The sequence below is a fragment of the Streptomyces sp. DH24 genome, from assembly GCF_029813775.1.
In the GTDB taxonomy this organism is placed as follows: domain Bacteria; phylum Actinomycetota; class Actinomycetes; order Streptomycetales; family Streptomycetaceae; genus Streptomyces.
The window spans coordinates 54591-70593 of record NZ_JARVKW010000018.1; the positions used below are offsets into that span (position 1 = coordinate 54591).

The 16003-nt window shown below is 71.9% G+C and carries 17 protein-coding genes and 6 tRNA genes; 9 read left to right on the forward strand and 14 right to left on the reverse strand.

Features of this window, described 5'->3' with window-relative positions:
• Positions 1-10: 10 nt before the first annotated feature.
• The 5 genes from QC282_RS16695 to QC282_RS16715 all read right to left on the reverse strand — a co-directional run bounded on the left by QC282_RS16695 (position 11) and on the right by QC282_RS16715 (position 4173).
• A complete protein-coding gene (locus tag QC282_RS16695) occupies positions 11-904 on the reverse strand; it encodes a carbohydrate ABC transporter permease (RefSeq protein ID WP_279550218.1) in 894 nt (297 codons plus the stop codon).
• Positions 901-1902 (reverse strand): sugar ABC transporter permease, encoded by a 1002-nt coding sequence (locus QC282_RS16700; protein ID WP_279550219.1) that lies wholly within the window; start codon positions 1900-1902, stop codon positions 901-903. Before QC282_RS16700 ends, QC282_RS16695 begins: the two co-directional genes overlap by 4 nt.
• A complete protein-coding gene (locus QC282_RS16705; RefSeq protein WP_279550220.1) occupies positions 1902-3191 on the reverse strand; it encodes an ABC transporter substrate-binding protein in 1290 nt (429 codons plus the stop codon). Before QC282_RS16705 ends, QC282_RS16700 begins: the two co-directional genes overlap by 1 nt.
• 351 nt (positions 3192-3542) lie before the next feature.
• Positions 3543-3614: transfer RNA gene (locus QC282_RS16710), tRNA-Val, on the reverse strand.
• Between the two features lie 76 nt (positions 3615-3690).
• Positions 3691-4173, reverse strand: coding sequence for a TIGR02611 family protein (locus QC282_RS16715; protein WP_279550221.1), 483 nt, complete (start codon positions 4171-4173; stop codon positions 3691-3693).
• A gap of 191 nt (positions 4174-4364) precedes the next feature.
• On the opposite strand from QC282_RS16715, the gene QC282_RS16720 reads away from it, so the two are divergent.
• Both QC282_RS16720 and QC282_RS16725 read left to right on the forward strand, forming a co-directional pair.
• The gene (locus QC282_RS16720) at positions 4365-4778 is read left to right on the forward strand and encodes an SsgA family sporulation/cell division regulator (protein ID WP_004002642.1); all 414 of its coding nucleotides are present in this window, start codon (positions 4365-4367) and stop codon (positions 4776-4778) included.
• A gap of 359 nt (positions 4779-5137) precedes the next feature.
• Positions 5138-5698: a CGNR zinc finger domain-containing protein gene (locus QC282_RS16725; protein ID WP_279550222.1), complete on the forward strand. Its 561-nt coding sequence runs from the start codon at positions 5138-5140 to the stop codon at positions 5696-5698.
• A gap of 87 nt (positions 5699-5785) precedes the next feature.
• On the opposite strand, the gene QC282_RS16730 is transcribed toward QC282_RS16725, so the two are convergent.
• Together QC282_RS16730 and QC282_RS16735 are read right to left on the reverse strand one after the other, a co-directional pair.
• The gene (locus tag QC282_RS16730; RefSeq protein WP_279550223.1) at positions 5786-5977 is read right to left on the reverse strand and encodes a hypothetical protein; all 192 of its coding nucleotides are present in this window, start codon (positions 5975-5977) and stop codon (positions 5786-5788) included.
• Positions 5978-6188: 211 nt separating this feature from the next.
• A complete protein-coding gene (locus QC282_RS16735) occupies positions 6189-6641 on the reverse strand; it encodes a hypothetical protein (RefSeq protein ID WP_279550224.1) in 453 nt (150 codons plus the stop codon).
• A 226-nt stretch (positions 6642-6867) separates the two neighbouring features.
• Between QC282_RS16735 and QC282_RS16740 the strand changes: the two genes are divergently transcribed.
• The gene (locus QC282_RS16740) at positions 6868-7392 is read left to right on the forward strand and encodes a DsbA family protein (RefSeq protein WP_279550225.1); all 525 of its coding nucleotides are present in this window, start codon (positions 6868-6870) and stop codon (positions 7390-7392) included.
• A 61-nt stretch (positions 7393-7453) separates the two neighbouring features.
• On the opposite strand, the gene QC282_RS16745 is transcribed toward QC282_RS16740, so the two are convergent.
• The 3 genes from QC282_RS16745 to QC282_RS16755 are packed head-to-tail and all read right to left on the reverse strand — an operon-like array spanning position 7454 to position 10204.
• Entirely contained in the window at positions 7454-8278 is an 825-nt protein-coding gene (locus tag QC282_RS16745) for a GNAT family N-acetyltransferase (RefSeq protein ID WP_279550226.1), read from the reverse strand.
• Between the two features lie 53 nt (positions 8279-8331).
• Complete coding sequence (locus tag QC282_RS16750) at positions 8332-9153, reverse strand: aminodeoxychorismate lyase (protein ID WP_279550227.1); 822 nt, start codon at positions 9151-9153, stop codon at positions 8332-8334.
• A gap of 1 nt (position 9154) precedes the next feature.
• On the reverse strand, positions 9155-10204 hold the full coding sequence (locus QC282_RS16755) for a chorismate-binding protein (protein WP_279550228.1): 1050 nt from the start codon (positions 10202-10204) through the stop codon (positions 9155-9157).
• A 178-nt stretch (positions 10205-10382) separates the two neighbouring features.
• Between QC282_RS16755 and QC282_RS16760 the strand changes: the two genes are divergently transcribed.
• The 5 genes from QC282_RS16760 (at position 10383) to QC282_RS16780 (ending at position 10852) form a co-directional block, all read left to right on the forward strand.
• Positions 10383-10455: transfer RNA gene (locus QC282_RS16760), tRNA-Gly, on the forward strand.
• A gap of 36 nt (positions 10456-10491) precedes the next feature.
• Positions 10492-10565, forward strand: a tRNA-Cys gene (locus tag QC282_RS16765).
• Position 10566: 1 nt separating this feature from the next.
• Positions 10567-10638: transfer RNA gene (locus tag QC282_RS16770), tRNA-Val, on the forward strand.
• Between the two features lie 19 nt (positions 10639-10657).
• Positions 10658-10729, forward strand: a tRNA-Val gene (locus QC282_RS16775).
• 51 nt (positions 10730-10780) lie between these two features.
• Positions 10781-10852, forward strand: a tRNA-Val gene (locus QC282_RS16780).
• A gap of 49 nt (positions 10853-10901) precedes the next feature.
• On the opposite strand, the gene QC282_RS16785 is transcribed toward QC282_RS16780, so the two are convergent.
• The 3 genes from QC282_RS16785 to QC282_RS16795 form a co-directional block, all read right to left on the reverse strand.
• Positions 10902-11240, reverse strand: coding sequence for a zf-TFIIB domain-containing protein (locus tag QC282_RS16785; protein ID WP_279550229.1), 339 nt, complete (start codon positions 11238-11240; stop codon positions 10902-10904).
• An 81-nt stretch (positions 11241-11321) separates the two neighbouring features.
• A complete protein-coding gene (locus QC282_RS16790; protein WP_279550230.1) occupies positions 11322-12272 on the reverse strand; it encodes an aminoglycoside phosphotransferase family protein in 951 nt (316 codons plus the stop codon).
• Between the two features lie 327 nt (positions 12273-12599).
• Positions 12600-12809, reverse strand: a complete 210-nt coding sequence (locus QC282_RS16795) for a hypothetical protein (protein ID WP_279550231.1) — start codon at positions 12807-12809, stop codon at positions 12600-12602.
• Between the two features lie 640 nt (positions 12810-13449).
• Here QC282_RS16795 and QC282_RS16800 point away from each other — a divergent pair.
• Entirely contained in the window at positions 13450-14901 is a 1452-nt protein-coding gene (locus QC282_RS16800; RefSeq protein WP_279550233.1) for a protein kinase, read from the forward strand.
• A 256-nt stretch (positions 14902-15157) separates the two neighbouring features.
• On the opposite strand, the gene QC282_RS16805 is transcribed toward QC282_RS16800, so the two are convergent.
• A complete protein-coding gene (locus tag QC282_RS16805; RefSeq protein ID WP_279550234.1) occupies positions 15158-15976 on the reverse strand; it encodes an RNA methyltransferase in 819 nt (272 codons plus the stop codon).
• Between the last annotated feature and the right edge of the window lie 27 nt (positions 15977-16003).

A 16003-nucleotide genomic window follows, 5' to 3' on the forward strand; every position in this document is an offset into this window, starting at 1 on the left:
CCGGCTCCCCTCAGCCCTTCAGACCGGACGTCGCCATGCCGTCGATCAGGTAGCGCTGGAAGGCCAGGAAGAAGGCCAGCACGGGCAGCAGGGCGACGAGAGACATGGCGATCATGCCGCCGTAGTCGGCCACGGCCTCCTGGTCGACGAACATCTTCAGGCCCAGGGAGACCGTGTACTTGTCGGGCTCGTTGAGGTAGATCAGCGGGCCCATGAAGTCGTTCCAGGCGTTGATGAAGGTGAAGATCGCGCTGGTGATCAGGGCCGGGCGGCTCAGCGGGAGCACGATCGACCAGTAGATGCGGAAGTGCCCGCAGCCGTCGAGGCGGGCGGCCTCGTCCAGTTCCTTCGGCAGGTTCCGCATGAACTGCACCATGAGGAAGACGAAGAACGCCTCCGTGGCGAGGTACTTGCCGAGCAGCAGCGGCGTGTACGTGTTGATCATGTCCATGTTGCGGAACAGCACGTACTGCGGGATCAGCAGCACGTGGTACGGCAGCAGGAGCGTCCCGATCATCAGCGTGAACAGCAGATTGCGTCCCGCGAACCTGATCTTCGCGAAGGCGTAGGCCGTCAGCGAGCAGGACACCAGGATGCCGACGACCGAACCCAGCGACAGGAACAGCGAGTTCATGAAGAACGTCGAGATCGAGACGTCCGCGATGCCCTCGGTCAGACGGGTGTAGTTGGACGTGATCGGGTCGGCCGGGAAGAGGTCCAGGCTGCCGACGATGTCCCCGCTCCTCTTGAAGGACCCGCCGATCACCCAGACCACCGGGTAGAGGATCACCACGAGGATCGCCAGCGCTCCCAGGTGCCAGGCGAGGGAGCCGGGCAGCCTGCGGCGCAGACCTCCGTCCCGCCCGGACCGGGCCGGTGTGACGTCGGTGGCCTGTGCGGTCATCGGCCGCCCTCCTCGTAGTGCACCCAGCGCTTCTGGGACCAGAACAGCACCGCCGTCACCAGGGCGACCGCGACCAGCAGCATCCACGCCATGGCGGAGGCCAGGCCCATCCGGCTGTTCTCGAAGCCCTGGACGTACAGGTAGCAGGTGTAGACCATGGAGCCGTCCGCCGGGCCGCAGGCGTTGCCTCCGGCGCCGCCGCCGACGATGTACGCCGAGCTGAAGATCTGGAAGGAGTGGATGGTCTCCAGCAGGACGTTGAAGAACAGCACCGGGGAGATCATCGGCAGGGTGATGTTCCAGAACTGCCGCAGCTTGCCGGCGCCGTCGACGTCGGCCGCCTCGTACAGCTCGCGCGGGACCTGCTTGAGGCCGGCCAGGAAGATGACCATGGGCGCGCCGAACTGCCAGACCGTCAGCGCCACCAGGCTGTAGATGATCAGGTCCGGGTCACCGGTCCAGCCGCCGGCGTCGATCCCGAAGAACTGCTGCGTGCGGTCGACGACCGCGTCGTCCGAGAAGATCGCCTTCCAGACGATGGCGACGGACACGCTCGCGCCGATCAGGGAGGGCGCGTAGAAGGCGGCCCGGTAGAAGGCCTGGCCGCGCCGCTTCTGGGCCAGCAGCAGCGCCACGCCGAGCGCGGCGAGCAGCTTGATCGGCGTGCCGACCACGACGTACCAGAGCGTCACCTGCACCGAGTGGCGCCAGCGCGGGTCGCCGAACATCTCGGAGAAGTTGTCGAAGCCGATCCACTCGGGGGCGTCGAACAGGTTGTAGTCGGTGAACGCGAAGTAGAGCGAGGCCGCCATCGGGCCCGCCGTCAGCAGCAGGAACCCGGCGATCCACGGGGACATGAAGAGGTAGCCGGTCAGGGTCTCCCGGCGGCCCCGCCGCTTCTGCGCGGCGGGGCTCGGGGAGTTCACCGGACCGTGCCGCGGCTCGGAGTCCCGGATGAGGTCCTCCGTTGCAGGGGCGTGTGTCACGGCGGTTCCCATCAGCTGCCGAGAGCCGTCTTCGACTCGGTGAAGAACTGCTTGACGGCGTCGTCCACGGACCGCTTGCCGAGGGCCATCTCCTCCGCGATGCGCAGGAAGGCGGCCTCGCAGATGTCGGCGCCGTTCGGGTGCGGGGTGATGGTCTCCAGGACACCGGCCTCGACGAGGGACTCCTCGTAGGCGGCGATCGCCTTGTTGACCGGGTCGGTCGGCTGGTACGCGTCGTACTGCGCCTGCGTCGCCGGCACACCGCGGTCGTAGCCCATGATCTTAGCGACCTCGGGGTCGTGGACCATGAAGTCGATGAACTGGGCGACCTCCTTCGGGTGCTCGGTGCGCCTGGAGGCGCTCAGCATCAGCGAGCCGAGGTACTGACCGGTCTTCTTGCCGTCCGTGGTCGGAATGGGGGCGAGGCCGTACTCGCTCTTGCCCTCGGAGGTGTAGCGGACGGTGAAGTTGTCCCAGGTGAACTCGCTGCCCGCGAGTTCGGCCGAGAGCGCCGACTTGGGCTTGATCTGGGCGACCTTCTTGGGGTCGGCGAACAGGCCGGACTTCACACCGCTCTCGGCCTTGGCCCACCACGCCTGAAGATCCGACTCGGTGAAGCCGAGACCCTCCTCGGTGAAGAACGCCTTGCCGTTCTGACGGAGGAACAGGTCGTAGAGGTACATGACGCCGTACATGCCGCTGTCGCCGGCCCGGCCCGTCTTGTCGCGGATCTTCCTCATCGCCGCGTCGAAGTCGTCCCACGTCCAGCCCTGTTCGGGCTTGACGCCGGCACGGGTGTAGACGGGCTTGTCGATGACCAGGGCCATCGAGTTCGAACCGACGGGAATACCAAGGAGTTTGCCGTCGATCTCACCGAACTTCTCCAGGCCCGCGCGGAAGCCGTCGAGCGAGAGATTGCCGGCCTTCACCTGCTCACTGAGATCGAGCAGCACATTCTTCGCATCGTATTTGCGGAGGAATCCGATCGCGTTCTGGAAGACGTCCGGCGGATTTCCCCCGGAGGCCTGCGTGTTGAACTTCTTCCAGAAGTCGCCGTACGGCTGGAAGTCCGTCTTGACCTTGATCTTCGGGTACTTCTTCTCGAAGAGCGCGATGGTCTTGTTGATGCGCTCCGCACGGTCCTCGGCACCCCACCAGGCGTAACGGATCGTCACCGTTCCGTCCCCGGAGCCACTCCCCCCGCCGCAGGCCGTGGCGGTCGCACCCAGTCCCGCGACGGCCAGGGAGGCCCCGGCCGCTTTGAGGACTGTCCGCCTCTCTACATTCCTGTTCTGCTGCATGTGAGCCTCCCCAGCGAGGTTGCGTCCGCCTCATGAATCGTTTCAAGTAAGCGCTTGCCGCCACAAGTTACGGAGGCCCTACGAGCACGTCAATGATTCGGACAGGAATTCATGCCTGGCAAGGGGTGTCCACGACGGCGCCAGCCCTCTTCCAGCCCACCCGCACCACCACAAACCCGCAGGTGACAGCGCTGCGGTCGACCCATCGAACACGGTCCGACCCCGCAAACCGGGCAAGCCGGAAGGTTACGGTTGGATGAAGACGGGCGGGATGCGACGGATTCGGGTCCGCCCGCACAGCAGACGACCCGGCTCACGGTCTTCCGTGAGCCGGGTCGTCGTGCGATCCGGTGGGCGATACTGGGTTCGAACCAGTGACCTCTTCGGTGTGAACGAAGCGCTCTTCCGCTGAGCTAATCGCCCGGGCGCAGGAAGAACATTACCCCATGTCAGGGGGTGCTCGTGACCGGCGCCCGGCGGTCACCGCGCCCCGCGCCGCTCACTGGTTCTCGATCTTCCAGGGCATCTCGAAGCCGAACTTCCAGACGTACACGGCGAGCAGCACGGCCACGATGACCAGGCCCGCCGTCGTCAGGATGATGTTGCGGCGCCGCACCTTGGGGTCGAGCGCGCGCTGCGCCGCCTCGGTGACCTTGCGCTTGGTCCAGCGCAGCACGAGCTGCGCCCAGACGAACTCGGTCGCCCAGATCGCCATGCCGCCGAAGATCACCACCCAGCCGGGGCCGGGCAGCGGCAGCATGATGATGCCGGTCACCACGACCGCCAGGCCGATCACGAAGACGCCGACCTGCCAGCTGATGTGGAGCACGCGGCGCGCCTTCACGAATTCCGGCGCGCGCGACCCGAGGCCCCGCTCCTCGGTCTCCGTGTCGGCGGCCGTGGCGCCCGCTCCGGCCCTGCCGCTCCCGGTCTCGTCCGTTGCCATGGCCACCTCGCCCGGCTCGTTACTCCCCGTATTCATATGGGTAAACCCTACCCGAGGGATTCCGGTCACCGTAATGGACGCCGAACCCGGACGATCTCTCCGCCGGAAGAGTTACGTAAACGCACGCAAAACACTCAGAGGGGTTTACAACGGCACCGTAGGTGGCATGTCGATTTCGCCGACGTGCGAATCCCCGAGCGCACACTGAGCGAAAGGCCCTGGCGCTTATGAACACCACGGTCAGCTGCGAGCTGCACCTGCGCCTCGTTGTGTCGAGCGAGTCCTCCCTGCCTGTCCCCGCAGGCCTGCGGTACGACACGGCCGACCCCTACGCCGTGCACGCCACCTTCCACACCGGAGCCGAGGAGACCGTCGAGTGGGTGTTCGCCCGCGACCTCCTCGCCGAAGGGCTTCACCGTCCCACCGGCACCGGCGACGTCCGTGTCTGGCCGTCTCGCAGTCACGGTCAGGGCGTCGTCTGCATCGCCCTCAGCTCCCCGGAGGGCGAGGCGCTGCTCGAGGCCCCGGCAAGGGCCCTGGAGTCCTTCCTGAAGCGGACCGACGCCGCCGTGCCCCCCGGCACGGAACACCGGCACTTCGATCTCGACCAGGAGCTCTCGCACATCCTGGCGGAAAGCTAGGTCGAGGGCGCACCAGACCGCCCGGCGCCGTCGACTCGGGGTGACGGCTCGGGCCACAACCGCATGCACACACCGGCGCCGTCGCCGCGGACTTCCGCGGTGGCGGCGCCGGTGCGCGTGACGGCCGGAGGACCACGGAGCGTAGCGGCGGGGGCGCCGGTGTGTGCCGTGCCGGGCCGGGCGGGAACGCCGGCGCGGTGGCAGGCGTTGTACTGGCAGCTCGGCCCGCCGGGCCGGTCGTCGGTGACGGCGGTCCGGGCCAAGCCCGGCGACGGGGCCGGTCCGTACGGCGCGCAAGCCACTACCATCGGCCAGCATCGGCGGGCGCCCCGCCCGACCACCAGGCCAGGGAGCGAAACGTGCTGATCACCCACGACACCCGGTGCGCGCTCGACACCGTGGTGGATCTGGTGAACACCGCACCGGAGGACGACACGGCGCCGGACGGGCTGGCGGACGTCGCCGCCCTCGCCGGCTTCGTACGGAACCACCAGATCAGCGATGCCGGGGTGCTCTCGGAGTTCGACCTCTCCGCGGTCCGCAAGGTGCGCGCCCGGTTCGCCTCGGTCTTCGCGGCACCCGACGCCCGGTCGGCGGCCGTGCTGATCAACGAGCTGGTGGCCGCGGCGGGCACCACGCCGCGTCTGACGGACCACGACGGCCACGACTGGCACGTGCACTACTTCGCGCCCGGAGCCTCCGTCGCCGACCATCTGGCCGCCGACTGCGGGATGGCGCTGGCGTTCTTCGTCGTGGCCGGGGAGCAGGAGCGGTTGCGGCGCTGCGAGGCGCCCGACTGCCGGCGGGCCTTCGTCGACCTCTCGCGGAACCGCTCGCGGCGTTACTGCGACAGCCGCACGTGCGGAAACCGGCTGCATGTGGCCGCGTACCGGGCGCGGCGCAAGGAGGCGGCGGGCTGACGTCCGCCGTGGGAGGCGCCGGACACCGTCCGCGCCGTGCTGTCGACGCGGCCCCCGGCGGGTGACGCCGGAGACCGCGGGTACGGCTCAGAGCAGCAGCAGGTCGTGCAGCGAAGCCATGAGCAGCAGACACCCGATCACCGCAAGGAAGATCATCAGCGGTGGCTGGGAAAGGGCGAAAAGGCAACCGCGTGGCTCGTCCTCGGACGGCTGGTGCGGCCCGTTCTCGGACGGCTCGTCGTGCGACGGAGCGGCCTCGCTCTGTGTCGTGTCCAGCATCTCGCGGCGATGATGACGCAGGTGAGGGGTCGCGCGCGAACAAGCCGTCCGGAAAGCACCGGAGTTCACAAGATTGCGCGAGGTCCGGTGCGGCTTGTGATCGTTTGCGGACGCTCGGGCGGTCCACTGTGTCGTTTCAGCCAGGGCCGCGGGCCGTCAAACGCCCGGCGGCGTCAGGTGCCGTCGGATCGCCGTGCCGGGTCGGGCGCTGTCAGATGCCGTGCTTCTTGAGGATGGCCTCGATGTCGCTGAAATCGTCCTCGGAGCGGGGCGCGGACGCCGGCGCGGGCTTCTTGGCCGCCGACCGTGTGCCCTGCCCTAGGGAGGGCGCGGAGGCCGTGGGCGCCACGGCGTCGCGCTGGGCCGCGGCCTCGGCCTCTGCCGCCTTGCGCTCCTTGCGGGTGCCGCCGCGGCGGCGCTCCACCGCGCGCGTGGACGCGAACAGCAGCCAGGCGACGCCGAGCACGCCGAAGCCCGCCCACGCCGTCGGGCTGGGGGCGGTGTCGGCCAGCCAGTCGACGACCCCCGTCATCACCAGGCCGAGCGGAACGAGCGCGTAGCCCGCGACACGGGCCGCCGCCAGGAAACGCCTGCGGTAGGCGGTGATGGCAGCGACGCCCAGGCCGGCCGCGGCGACGGCGGAACAGACGGTCTCGGCAATCATCCGGTCCTCCACGCAGGGCTCGGTCGGGCACTTCGTCCCTTCCATCGTGCACCGTCCGGACCCCGCCGGGCCATGCTCCTGCCGTAGATCAGGGACATCTCGGGGTCGGCTCCTCCGCAGGTGCCGGGCGGACGTACGCCGCGGGCACCGCATCACGTGCCGTCGTGCGTCCTGACCTGCGAGGGCGGATTGGGCCGCGGGCGCCGGGGCTGGAAGACTTGGGGGCATGAGCGACTCCTCCCCCGTCCGCCCCGCCCCGCCCGTCCTCGACGTCTGGTGCGAGCTGCAGTGCCCGGACTGCCGCAGCGCCCTGGCCGACCTGCACGCCCTGCGGGCCCGCTACGGCGAGCGTCTGGAGCTGCGGCTGCGGCACTTCCCGCTGGAGAAGCACAAGCACGCCTTCGCCGCCGCGCAGGCCGCCGAGGAGGCCGCCGAGCAGGGCAAGGGCTGGGAGTACGCCGAGGCCGTGCTGGAGCGGGTCGAGGACCTGGCCCGCCGGGGCGAGTCCGTCCTGGTCGACGTCGCCCGCGAACTCGGCCTGGACGCCGAGGAGTTCGACACCGCGCTGATCGACGGCCGGCACATCCTGATCGTCGACGCCGACCAGGCCGAGGGCAAGGCGATCGGCGTGACGGGCACGCCGACGTACGTCATCGGCGGCGAGCGCCTCGACGGCGGCAAGAGCCAGGAAGGGCTGCGCGAGCGCGTCGAGGAGATCGCGGACCGGCTGCTGGCCGAGCAGGAGGCCTGACCGGCGCCCCGGAACACCGCAGACCGGACCGGCCACCGGCCACCGGCCACCGGCGGGACGGTCACAGCAGCGGTTTGTACATCGCGTACCGCGTCGTCTCGTAGCCCAGGGACTCGTAGAGCCGCTCGGCCGGGGTGTTGCCCGCGAAGACGTTGAGGCCGATGGTCCGTCTGCCGCCCTCGATCGCCTGGGCCTCCGCCAGCAGCAGGAGCGAGCGTCCGTGGCCCTTGCCGCGGTGCGCGGCGTCGGCCTCGACGTCGTAGACGAAGGCGTGGTCGCTGCGCAGCGCCAGCCACAGGGTGCCCACCGCCGTCCCCTCGTGTTCGAGGACGCTGAAAAGCATGTGCTCCGTGCGGTGGCCGTCCGGCAGCAGGGCGGCGTGGTCGCGCTCGGACTTGGCCCGCGCCTCGGCCTCCGGACCGCCGCGCTTCATCCAGCTCCGGGCGTAGTCCTCCCGGCCCTTGGCCAGCCAGGGCCCGAACTCGTCCTCGGTCAGGGGCCGCGCCCGGGTGCCCGCGGGCAGGGCGGGCGGCGTGTCGCCGAGCGCCTTGCGCATGTTGCGGTTGCGGACGACGTAGCCGAGGGCGGTCGCGAGGCGGAGGGCCGCTGCCGGGTCGGCGGGGACCTCGGCCTCGATGCGGCGGCAGCCCCAGCCGCGCGCGACCTCCTCGGCGGCGAGCGCGGCCACGGTGCCCCGGCCGCGCCGCCGGTCCGGTTCCTCGATCCGCAGCTTCATGATGCGGGCCACCGCGTCGCCGAAGACGGGATGGGTCCCGAGGTGTATCGCGCCGACGGGACGGCTGTTCACGCACACCTGGTAGCGGCGTGAACGGGTCCCGTCGGCGTTGTGCTGGAGCGGCTCGGTCGGCCGCAGGGTCGTGGTCATCAGGTGAGTTCTACCCACTGCCGCGCACCGGGTCAGCCGAATTTCCCCGGCCCTCAGGGATCGAGGTCGGCCCCGGCCCGCTCGTCGAAGATGCGCATGGCCTTGGCTGTCACCGGGCCGGGCGCGCCGGGCAGTTCGCGGCCGTCGACGCGGTGCACGGCCTGGACGTCGCGCAGCGTGGAGGTGAGGAAGACCTCGTCGGCCCGCGCCAGGACGTCGAGCGGCAGGTCGGTCTCCTTCGCGCCGGTCCACTCGGCGGTCAGCGCGCGGGTGATGCCCGCGAGGCAGCCGGAGGCGACCGGCGGGGTGTGGATCTCGCCGTCGAGGACGACGAAGACGTTCGACCCGGTGCCCTCGCACAGCTGCCCGACGGTGTTGCCGAACAGCGCCTCGGAGGCGCCCTGTTCGCGGGCGCGGGCGAGGGCGACGACGTTCTCGGCGTACGAGGTCGTCTTCAGGCCGGTCAGCGCGCCGCGTTCGTTGCGCGTCCAGGGGACGGTGATCACGGCCGTGGAGTCGGGGCGCCGGGTGGTCGCGCCGAGGGCGACGACCAGGGTCGGGCCGTGCTCGCCGCGGTCGGAGCCCAGTGGGCCGTGGCCGCCGGTGTAGGTGATGCGCAGCCGGCCGAGCGGCATCGGGTTGGCGTCGAGGACGGCGGCGCAGGCGCGGCGGACCTCGTCGTGGTCCGGGTCGGGCAGGCCGAGGCCGCGCGCGGACCGGGTCAGCCGGTCCAGGTGCCGGGTGAGCGCGAACGGCTTCCCGTCGACCGCCTTCACCGTCTCGAAGATGCCGTCGCCCACGGTCAGCCCGTGGTCGAAGACGGAGACGCGGGCGGACTCGATGTCCCGCAGCCCGCCGTCGAGCCAGATCTTCACGTCAACACGTCCCTTCGCTCACCTCGTACGCTCCCGACGCTACCTTGAGCAGCCGGGACGCCTTCAGCTCGGTCTCCCGCCACTCCCCCTCGGGGTCCGAGCCCCAGGTGATCCCGGCGCCGGTGCCGAACCGCAGCACAGCCGTGTCCGGAGCGGTCCGGTCGATCCAGAAGGTGCGGATGCCGACGGCCAGCTCGGCGGTGCCCCGGTCGGCGTCGACCCAGCCGACGCCGCCGCAGTACGGGCCGCGGGGCGCCGTCTCCAGGGCGTCGATGATCCTGAGGGCACTCGACTTGGGGGCGCCGGTGACGGAGCCGGGCGGGAACGCGGCGGCCAGCAGCTCCGGCCAGCCGGCCCCGGCGCGCAGCTCGCCGCGTACCGTCGACACGAGGTGGACCAGGCCCGGGTGCTTCTCGACCGCGCACAGGTCGGGCACCGAGACGGAGCCGGTGGCGCAGACCCGCCCGATGTCGTTGCGGACCAGGTCCACGATCATCACGTTCTCGGCGTAGTCCTTGTCCAGGAGGTCGGCCTCGGTGCGCCCGGTGCCCTTGATCGGTCCCGACTCGACGATCCGGCCGTCGCGGCGCAGGAACAGCTCGGGCGAGGCGGTGGCGATCTCGACGCCGTGCCCGGGCAGGCGGATCGTTCCGGCGTAGGGGGCCGGGTTGCCGCGCGCCAGCAGCGCGGTCAGGGCGTCCACGTCGGCGTCCGCCGCGACGGGCGCGGAGAGTACCCGGCAGAGGTTCGCCTGGTAGACCTCGCCGGCCGCGATGTGCTCCCGGATCCGCCGTACGCCCGCCGTGTACGCGGCGCGGTCGAGAGAGGACGTCCAGTCACCGGCGGCCGGTCCGCGCCAGGCGCCCGGGACCGGGGCGGGCACGGGCTGTTCCCGGACGTCCCGGAAGCGGGCGCAGGTCAGGCGGCCCTCGAAGTCCGCGCAGACGGCCCAGAAGCCGGTGGAGTCCAGGGCCGCCGGATCACTGGTGACGTCGAGGAGACCGGTGGCGACGCGGTCGCCGAAGCGGGCGAGAGGAGCGAGGTCGAGCACGCGATCGAGTCTATGGCGGGTGTCCGAGGGGTGACCTCGCCGTGACCCGTCGGGGACCCCGTGCAGGTCCGTGAGCAGGAGCGGCGCAGCACGCTGCGCAAACGCGTTTTTGTACTGGCCCGGGAATCCGCTAGAGTTCAACACGTCGCCGGGGCGCGCGAGCGCACCGAAACGACAGGCGGACGTAGCTCAGTTGGTAGAGCGCAACCTTGCCAAGGTTGAGGTCGCGAGTTCGAACCTCGTCGTCCGCTCGAAGGAAGAAGGGGATTCCCGTCCCCTACACTCCTGGTGGAGTGGCCGAGAGGCGAGGCAACGGCCTGCAAAGCCGTCTACACGGGTTCAAATCCCGTCTCCACCTCCAAGGACGATTAGCTCAGCGGGAGAGCGCTTCCCTGACACGGAAGAGGTCACTGGTTCAATCCCAGTATCGTCCACTGGATCTTCGGATCCCCCGCGCGATTAGCTCAGCGGGAGAGCGCTTCCCTGACACGGAAGAGGTCACTGGTTCAATCCCAGTATCGCGCACGCGATTCCCATGATCATCCGCAGGCCGTACGCGGACGATCGTGGTCCCGAGGACGATTAGCTCAGCGGGAGAGCGCTTCCCTGACACGGAAGAGGTCACTGGTTCAATCCCAGTATCGTCCACGCACCGAAGCCCCCCGGTTCTCGCCGGGGGGCTTCTTCGTGGTCCGGTTCAGCTGGAGAACAGCATGTGCCCGAAGCTCTTGTGACGGCGCCCGTGGTGGTGGCCGTGCTGCGGGGCGCCCCACGCGGGAGCGGGCGCCGCCGGGTAGGCCTGCGGCGCCGCCGGGTAGGCCTGTGGCGCCGCCGGGTAGGCCTGTGGCGGCGCCGGGTGGGCCTGTGGCGCGGCCGGGGGCGGCGGCGCGGGCTGGGACCACTGGGACTCCAGCCGGGTCAGCGACTCCAGCTCGCCGTAGTCGAGGAAGATCCCCCGGCACCCACTGCACTGCTCGATCTGGACGCCGTTGCGGTTGTACGTGTGCATCGGGGCACGGCACTTCGGACACTGCATCGTCGGCTCAACTCCTCGCCGGTCGTTCCTGCTTCGCGTATCGCCAGGACAAGACTCCGTCCGGCGGCGGTCGGTTGCACCCTACTTCGCGAAACCTCGTGCCGATTCGGACACGTCGGGCGCCACGGGACCCATGCGCCCGCATGCCGCCAGGACCAGCTCCTCCACCTCGTCCAGGGCGCGGCCGGCCGCGGCGGACTTCACGATCGCCTGGGCGGCGGTCTGCACCGTCAGCGCCCGGGCCGGGACGTCCAGCGCGGGCCAGGGGCCGCCGGACGGAGGGACGGCGGGGCCGCCGGCCGCGCGGTACGCGGTCAGGAACCGGTCCCACTCGTCGGGCGTGAGCAGCCCGCAGGCGTACCAGGCCGCCGGGCGCGCCAGGTCCCAGGCGGGCACGCCGGTGCCCATGTCGTCGACGTCTATGAGCAGCCAGCGGCCGTCGGGGGCGGGGTGCCGGACGAGCTGGCCGAGGTGGAGGTCGCCGTGGCACAGGGTCGTGGTGTCCGGCGCGGGAGCCTCGGCGCGGGCCCAGGCGGGCAGCGTGTCCCAGGCGCGCAGCACGGCGCCGGTGGCGGGGTGCGGCTCGGCCCGGCGGAGGCGTTCGACGGCGTGGGCGGCCTTGAGGGGGCCGCGCATGGGAGGCAGGGCGGCGCCGTCCACGGGGGCGCGGTGCAGCCGGGCGAGCAGGTCACCGGCCGCCTCCCAGGGCGCCGCGTCCGGTTCGTCCGGGTCGACGGGGGTGCCGTACGGCCAGAACGTCACGAGCCTGCCGTGCAGGGCGACCGGCGCCGGCTCGGCGGGGGCGAGCAGGACGTCCGGGAGGCGGGTGGCCAAGGACAGGCGCAGGGCGAGTTCGCGCGGGTCCGCGTCGGGCGCGTGGGCCTTGGCGACGGTTTCCTCGTGCCGTACGACGGTGCCGTCGGGGCGGTCGGCGAGCGTCACGTCCGTGCCGCAGGGGCAGGCGGTGGTCCGCGCGTGGGCGGCGGTTCTGGCTCTGCCGGTCAGCTGGGACACCAGGGTGTGGGCTGTCACGGGGCGAGGGTAGCCGCGCCGGGGGGACGGAGCAGCGGGGGTGACTGTGCGGGCGTGGGCGGCCGGGGTGAGGGCCGGGGGCGGCCGGCGCCGGGGGCGGGTCGGCATCGGCGGGGGTGCCGGAGGCAGGTCGGCGCCGAGGGGACGCCGGGGGCGGGTCGGCGTCGGCGTCGGCGTCGGCGTCGGCGTCGGCGGGAGCGCACAGCAATGCCGGCGCAGCTCCCCAGCTGCGCCGGCATCTGTGCCGTCCGCCGCACCCCCGTCCCCACGGGGTTTCATGGATGGATGTCCCCGCCCGGACCGCTCTTCCGGGCCTGGGGTCGCCGCTCAGCGCCCCAGCATCACACCCACGGACGACGCCTGTGTGGCCACCGTCTCCCAGCCGTCGAAGACGAGCAGGAGCAGGACCGCCAGGGGAAGCGCCATGATCGTCGCCACCAGGGGGTGGCGGCGGCCCTGACGGCGCGTGCGGAAGGCGGCGGCGTAGGCCACTCGCTCCCGCGTGCGGAGCGCTGTCCGCGGTGCCGTGTGGGCCATGGTGTTCTCCTGACCTTTTCGGTTGGCTTCGGTTGGCCTTGTGCTGTTGGTCCTGGCAGCGGCGGGTGTCTGACCTCGGGGGACGAGTGCTGCACCCGCCGCTTGACCTCAAATCTAGGTGCCGGGGCCGTCCGGGACGTCATGCCCTCGTACCGAATGCCGGGCCTCCCGGAGGATGAGCCGCGCCGGGGCGAGTACTCCCCAGGGTGGAGACGCGGTCCCGGGTCTCCGGGTCATCCCGGAGGGGGTGGCCGGTCCGCCCGGTTTCTCCGAACCGTCCACCATGCGGCGGGAGACCCCAAGCGCGTGACTTCTCTCACTTCCGCGACACCTTCGTGTGCTCCCGCGTCAACCTCCCGGTCCGGTCCGGCCCGGCCGCCACCGCCGTTGACCTGCGCGCCGGGGCGTCCGCGCCCCCGGCGGCGGGCGTCGGGCGGTCCCGTGCGGGTCCAATCCCCGTGCCCCGGTGGCCGGTTGGGATCTTGTGCCGCACGCTGACGGCCCGGTCGCGGGCGGCCTGACCCGGCCTCAAGTCACCTGCCGGGCACCGACAATCCGTCGCGGTGAGAGGGCGCGGCCTCTGCGCGTGGGAGGCCGGGGAAACGTAAGCTGTGGCACGTCACAGGACCGGGCAGCGGGGATGAACATGGCGATGATGCGCCTGAGGCGCGAGGACCCGCGCGTCGTCGGCTCGTTCAGGCTTCACCGACGACTGGGCGCGGGCGGGATGGGAGTCGTCTACCTGGGCTCCGACAAGAAGGGGCAGCGGGTCGCGCTGAAGGTCATCCGGCCCGACCTGGCCGAGGACCAGGAGTTCCGCTCCCGCTTCGCCCGTGAGGTCTCGGCGGCACGGCGGATCCGCGGCGGGTGCACGGCACGGCTCGTGGCCGCCGACCTGGACGCGGACCGCCCGTGGTTCGCCACGCAGTACGTGCCCGGACCGTCCCTGCACGACAAGGTCGCCGACGAGGGACCGCTGTGCGCGGCCGACGTCGCCGCCGTCGGGGCCGCCCTGTCGGAGGGCCTGGTCGCCGTGCACGAGGCGGGCGTGGTGCACCGGGACCTGAAGCCGTCCAACATCCTGCTGTCCCCGAAGGGGCCGCGGATCATCGACTTCGGCATCGCCTGGGCGACGGGCGCCTCGACGCTCACCCATGTCGGCACGGCGGTCGGCTCGCCCGGCTTCCTCGCGCCCGAACAGGTGCGCGGCGCGGCCGTCACGCCCGCCACGGACGTCTTCTCGCTGGGCGCCACGCTCGCGTACGCGTCGACGGGCGACTCCCCCTTCGGGCACGGCAGTTCGGAGGTGATGCTGTACCGCGTGGTGCACGAGGAGCCGCACCTGGACGGTGTTCCGGACGCGCTGGCCCCGCTGGTGCGGGCGTGCCTCGCGAAGGACCCCGAGGAACGGCCGAGCACGCTCCAGCTGTCGCTGCGCCTGAAGGAGATCGCCGCCCGTGAGGCGCAGGGTCTGGCCGACGCACGGCCGCCCGCGCCCCGGACCGGCGACGCCGACCGGCCGACCGGGCGACTCCCTGACGGCCCCGCGGAGCGCGGTCGGCGCCGCCCGCAGGGTGGTCAGCGGGCGCACGGCACTCCCCCGCCGCGCGGTGGGACGGCGTCCCGCGGGTCCGGCCCGGTGCGCGGTGCGGCTCCGTCACGGGGCGGCAGCGCCTCACGCGGCGGACCGGCCTCGCGCGGTGGCGGTACGGCGTCCCGGTCCGGGTCCCGGCCCACGCCCACGGGCCGCGGCACGCGTTCGAACAGCGGCAGCCGGCCGGCACCGCGCAGCGGGACCGGTCGTCCCGGGCCGCGCACGACGGGAACCGGGCTGCGGCCAGCCAATCCGCGGCTGCTGCGGCAGCGGCTGTTCGTGTTCGTCGTGGTGACGCTGCTCGTGGCGCTCGGCATCGCCGCGGCCCAGGGCTGCCAGGGCCCGTCGCACGGACTCGGCGGCGACCGCGGTGACGGCCACGGCGGCAGCGCCGCGCCGACTCGGCAGGAGCGGGTCGAACCCGGGTACCGGCCGCCGACGGGACCGCTGATGGCCGACCGGCACGAGACGGTGTTCGAAGAGGGCGCCGCCGACTAGGGCCTGTCGTCAGATTCCCGTCGTCGCCCGAAGGGCGGCCTCGCGGCGTCGGGTACGTGCTCTCGGCGTGCCGGGCGCAGACCCTCGTACCGGACGTACTCGGGTCTGCGCCCGGTGCGGCGAGAGTGCGTGCAGGGCGTCGCGAGGCAGGCGGGAATGTGACGACGGGTCCTGGGGCCGCTCCCCGTCCCGTGCGGCCCCGCGCCCGGCGAGGGCCCGCGCCCGGCGAGGGCCCGCGTGCGGCTGCGGCCAGGGGTTACGCCTGCGGGCGTCCCGCCGTCACCGCGTAGAAGGCGACCGCCGCCGCCGCGCCGACGTTGAGGGAGTCGACGCCGTGCGACATGGGGATGCGGACCCACTCGTCGGCCGCCCGCAGGGCCCGGGCGGACAGGCCCTCGCCCTCGGCGCCGAGCATCAGGGCCACGCGGTCCATCCGGTGCGGGGCCGTCTCGTCGAGGGTCTTCGCCCGTTCGTCCGGGGTGAGCGCGAGCAGCGTGAAGCCGGCCTCGCGGACCGCCGCCAGATCCTTCGGCCAGACGTCCAGGCGGGCGTACGGCACGGAGAAGACCGCGCCCATCGAGACCTTCACGCTGCGCCGGTACAGGGGGTCGGCGCAGTCCGGGGAGAGCAGCACCGCGTCCATGCCGAGGGCCGCGGCCGAGCGGAAGATGGCGCCGATGTTGGTGTGGTCGTTGACCGACTCCATGATCACCACGCGCCGGGCGGTGCGCAGCAGGTCGGACGCCGTGGGCAGCGGCTTGCGCTGCATCGAGGCGAGGGCGCCGCGGTGCACGTGGTAGCCGGTGACGCGTTCGGCGAGCCCCGGGTCGACGGTGTAGACGGGGGCCGGGGTGGCGTCGATGACGTCCCGCATGGCGTCGACCCACTTGGCCGACAGCAGCATCGAGCGCATCGCGTAGCCCGCGTCCAGCGCCCGCCGGATGACCTTCTCGCCCTCGGCGATGAACAGGCCCTCGGCCGGTTCCCGGCGGCGGCGCAGGTCGACGTCGGTCAGGCCCGTGTAGTCGTGCAGACGCGGGTCGTCGGGGGTGTCGACGGTGAGGGGATCGGCCACGGGTGCTGCTGCCTCGTCGGGGTGGTG

Coding starts and splice junctions, on each gene's coding strand:
- QC282_RS16730 (WP_279550223.1), bottom strand. CDS start 5,977: ATGCTGGACACGACACAGAGCGAGGCCGCTCCGTCGCACGACGAGCCG.
- QC282_RS16795 (WP_279550231.1), bottom strand. CDS start 12,809: ATGGCCCACACGGCACCGCGGACAGCGCTCCGCACGCGGGAGCGAGTG.
- QC282_RS16695 (WP_279550218.1), bottom strand. CDS start 904: ATGACCGCACAGGCCACCGACGTCACACCGGCCCGGTCCGGGCGGGAC.
- QC282_RS16800 (WP_279550233.1), top strand. CDS start 13,450: ATGAACATGGCGATGATGCGCCTGAGGCGCGAGGACCCGCGCGTCGTC.
- QC282_RS16745 (WP_279550226.1), bottom strand. CDS start 8,278: ATGACCACGACCCTGCGGCCGACCGAGCCGCTCCAGCACAACGCCGAC.
- QC282_RS16735 (WP_279550224.1), bottom strand. CDS start 6,641: ATGATTGCCGAGACCGTCTGTTCCGCCGTCGCCGCGGCCGGCCTGGGC.
- QC282_RS16785 (WP_279550229.1), bottom strand. CDS start 11,240: ATGCAGTGTCCGAAGTGCCGTGCCCCGATGCACACGTACAACCGCAAC.
- QC282_RS16720 (WP_004002642.1), top strand. CDS start 4,365: ATGAACACCACGGTCAGCTGCGAGCTGCACCTGCGCCTCGTTGTGTCG.
- QC282_RS16705 (WP_279550220.1), bottom strand. CDS start 3,191: ATGCAGCAGAACAGGAATGTAGAGAGGCGGACAGTCCTCAAAGCGGCC.
- QC282_RS16700 (WP_279550219.1), bottom strand. CDS start 1,902: ATGGGAACCGCCGTGACACACGCCCCTGCAACGGAGGACCTCATCCGG.
- QC282_RS16715 (WP_279550221.1), bottom strand. CDS start 4,173: ATGAATACGGGGAGTAACGAGCCGGGCGAGGTGGCCATGGCAACGGAC.
- QC282_RS16740 (WP_279550225.1), top strand. CDS start 6,868: ATGAGCGACTCCTCCCCCGTCCGCCCCGCCCCGCCCGTCCTCGACGTC.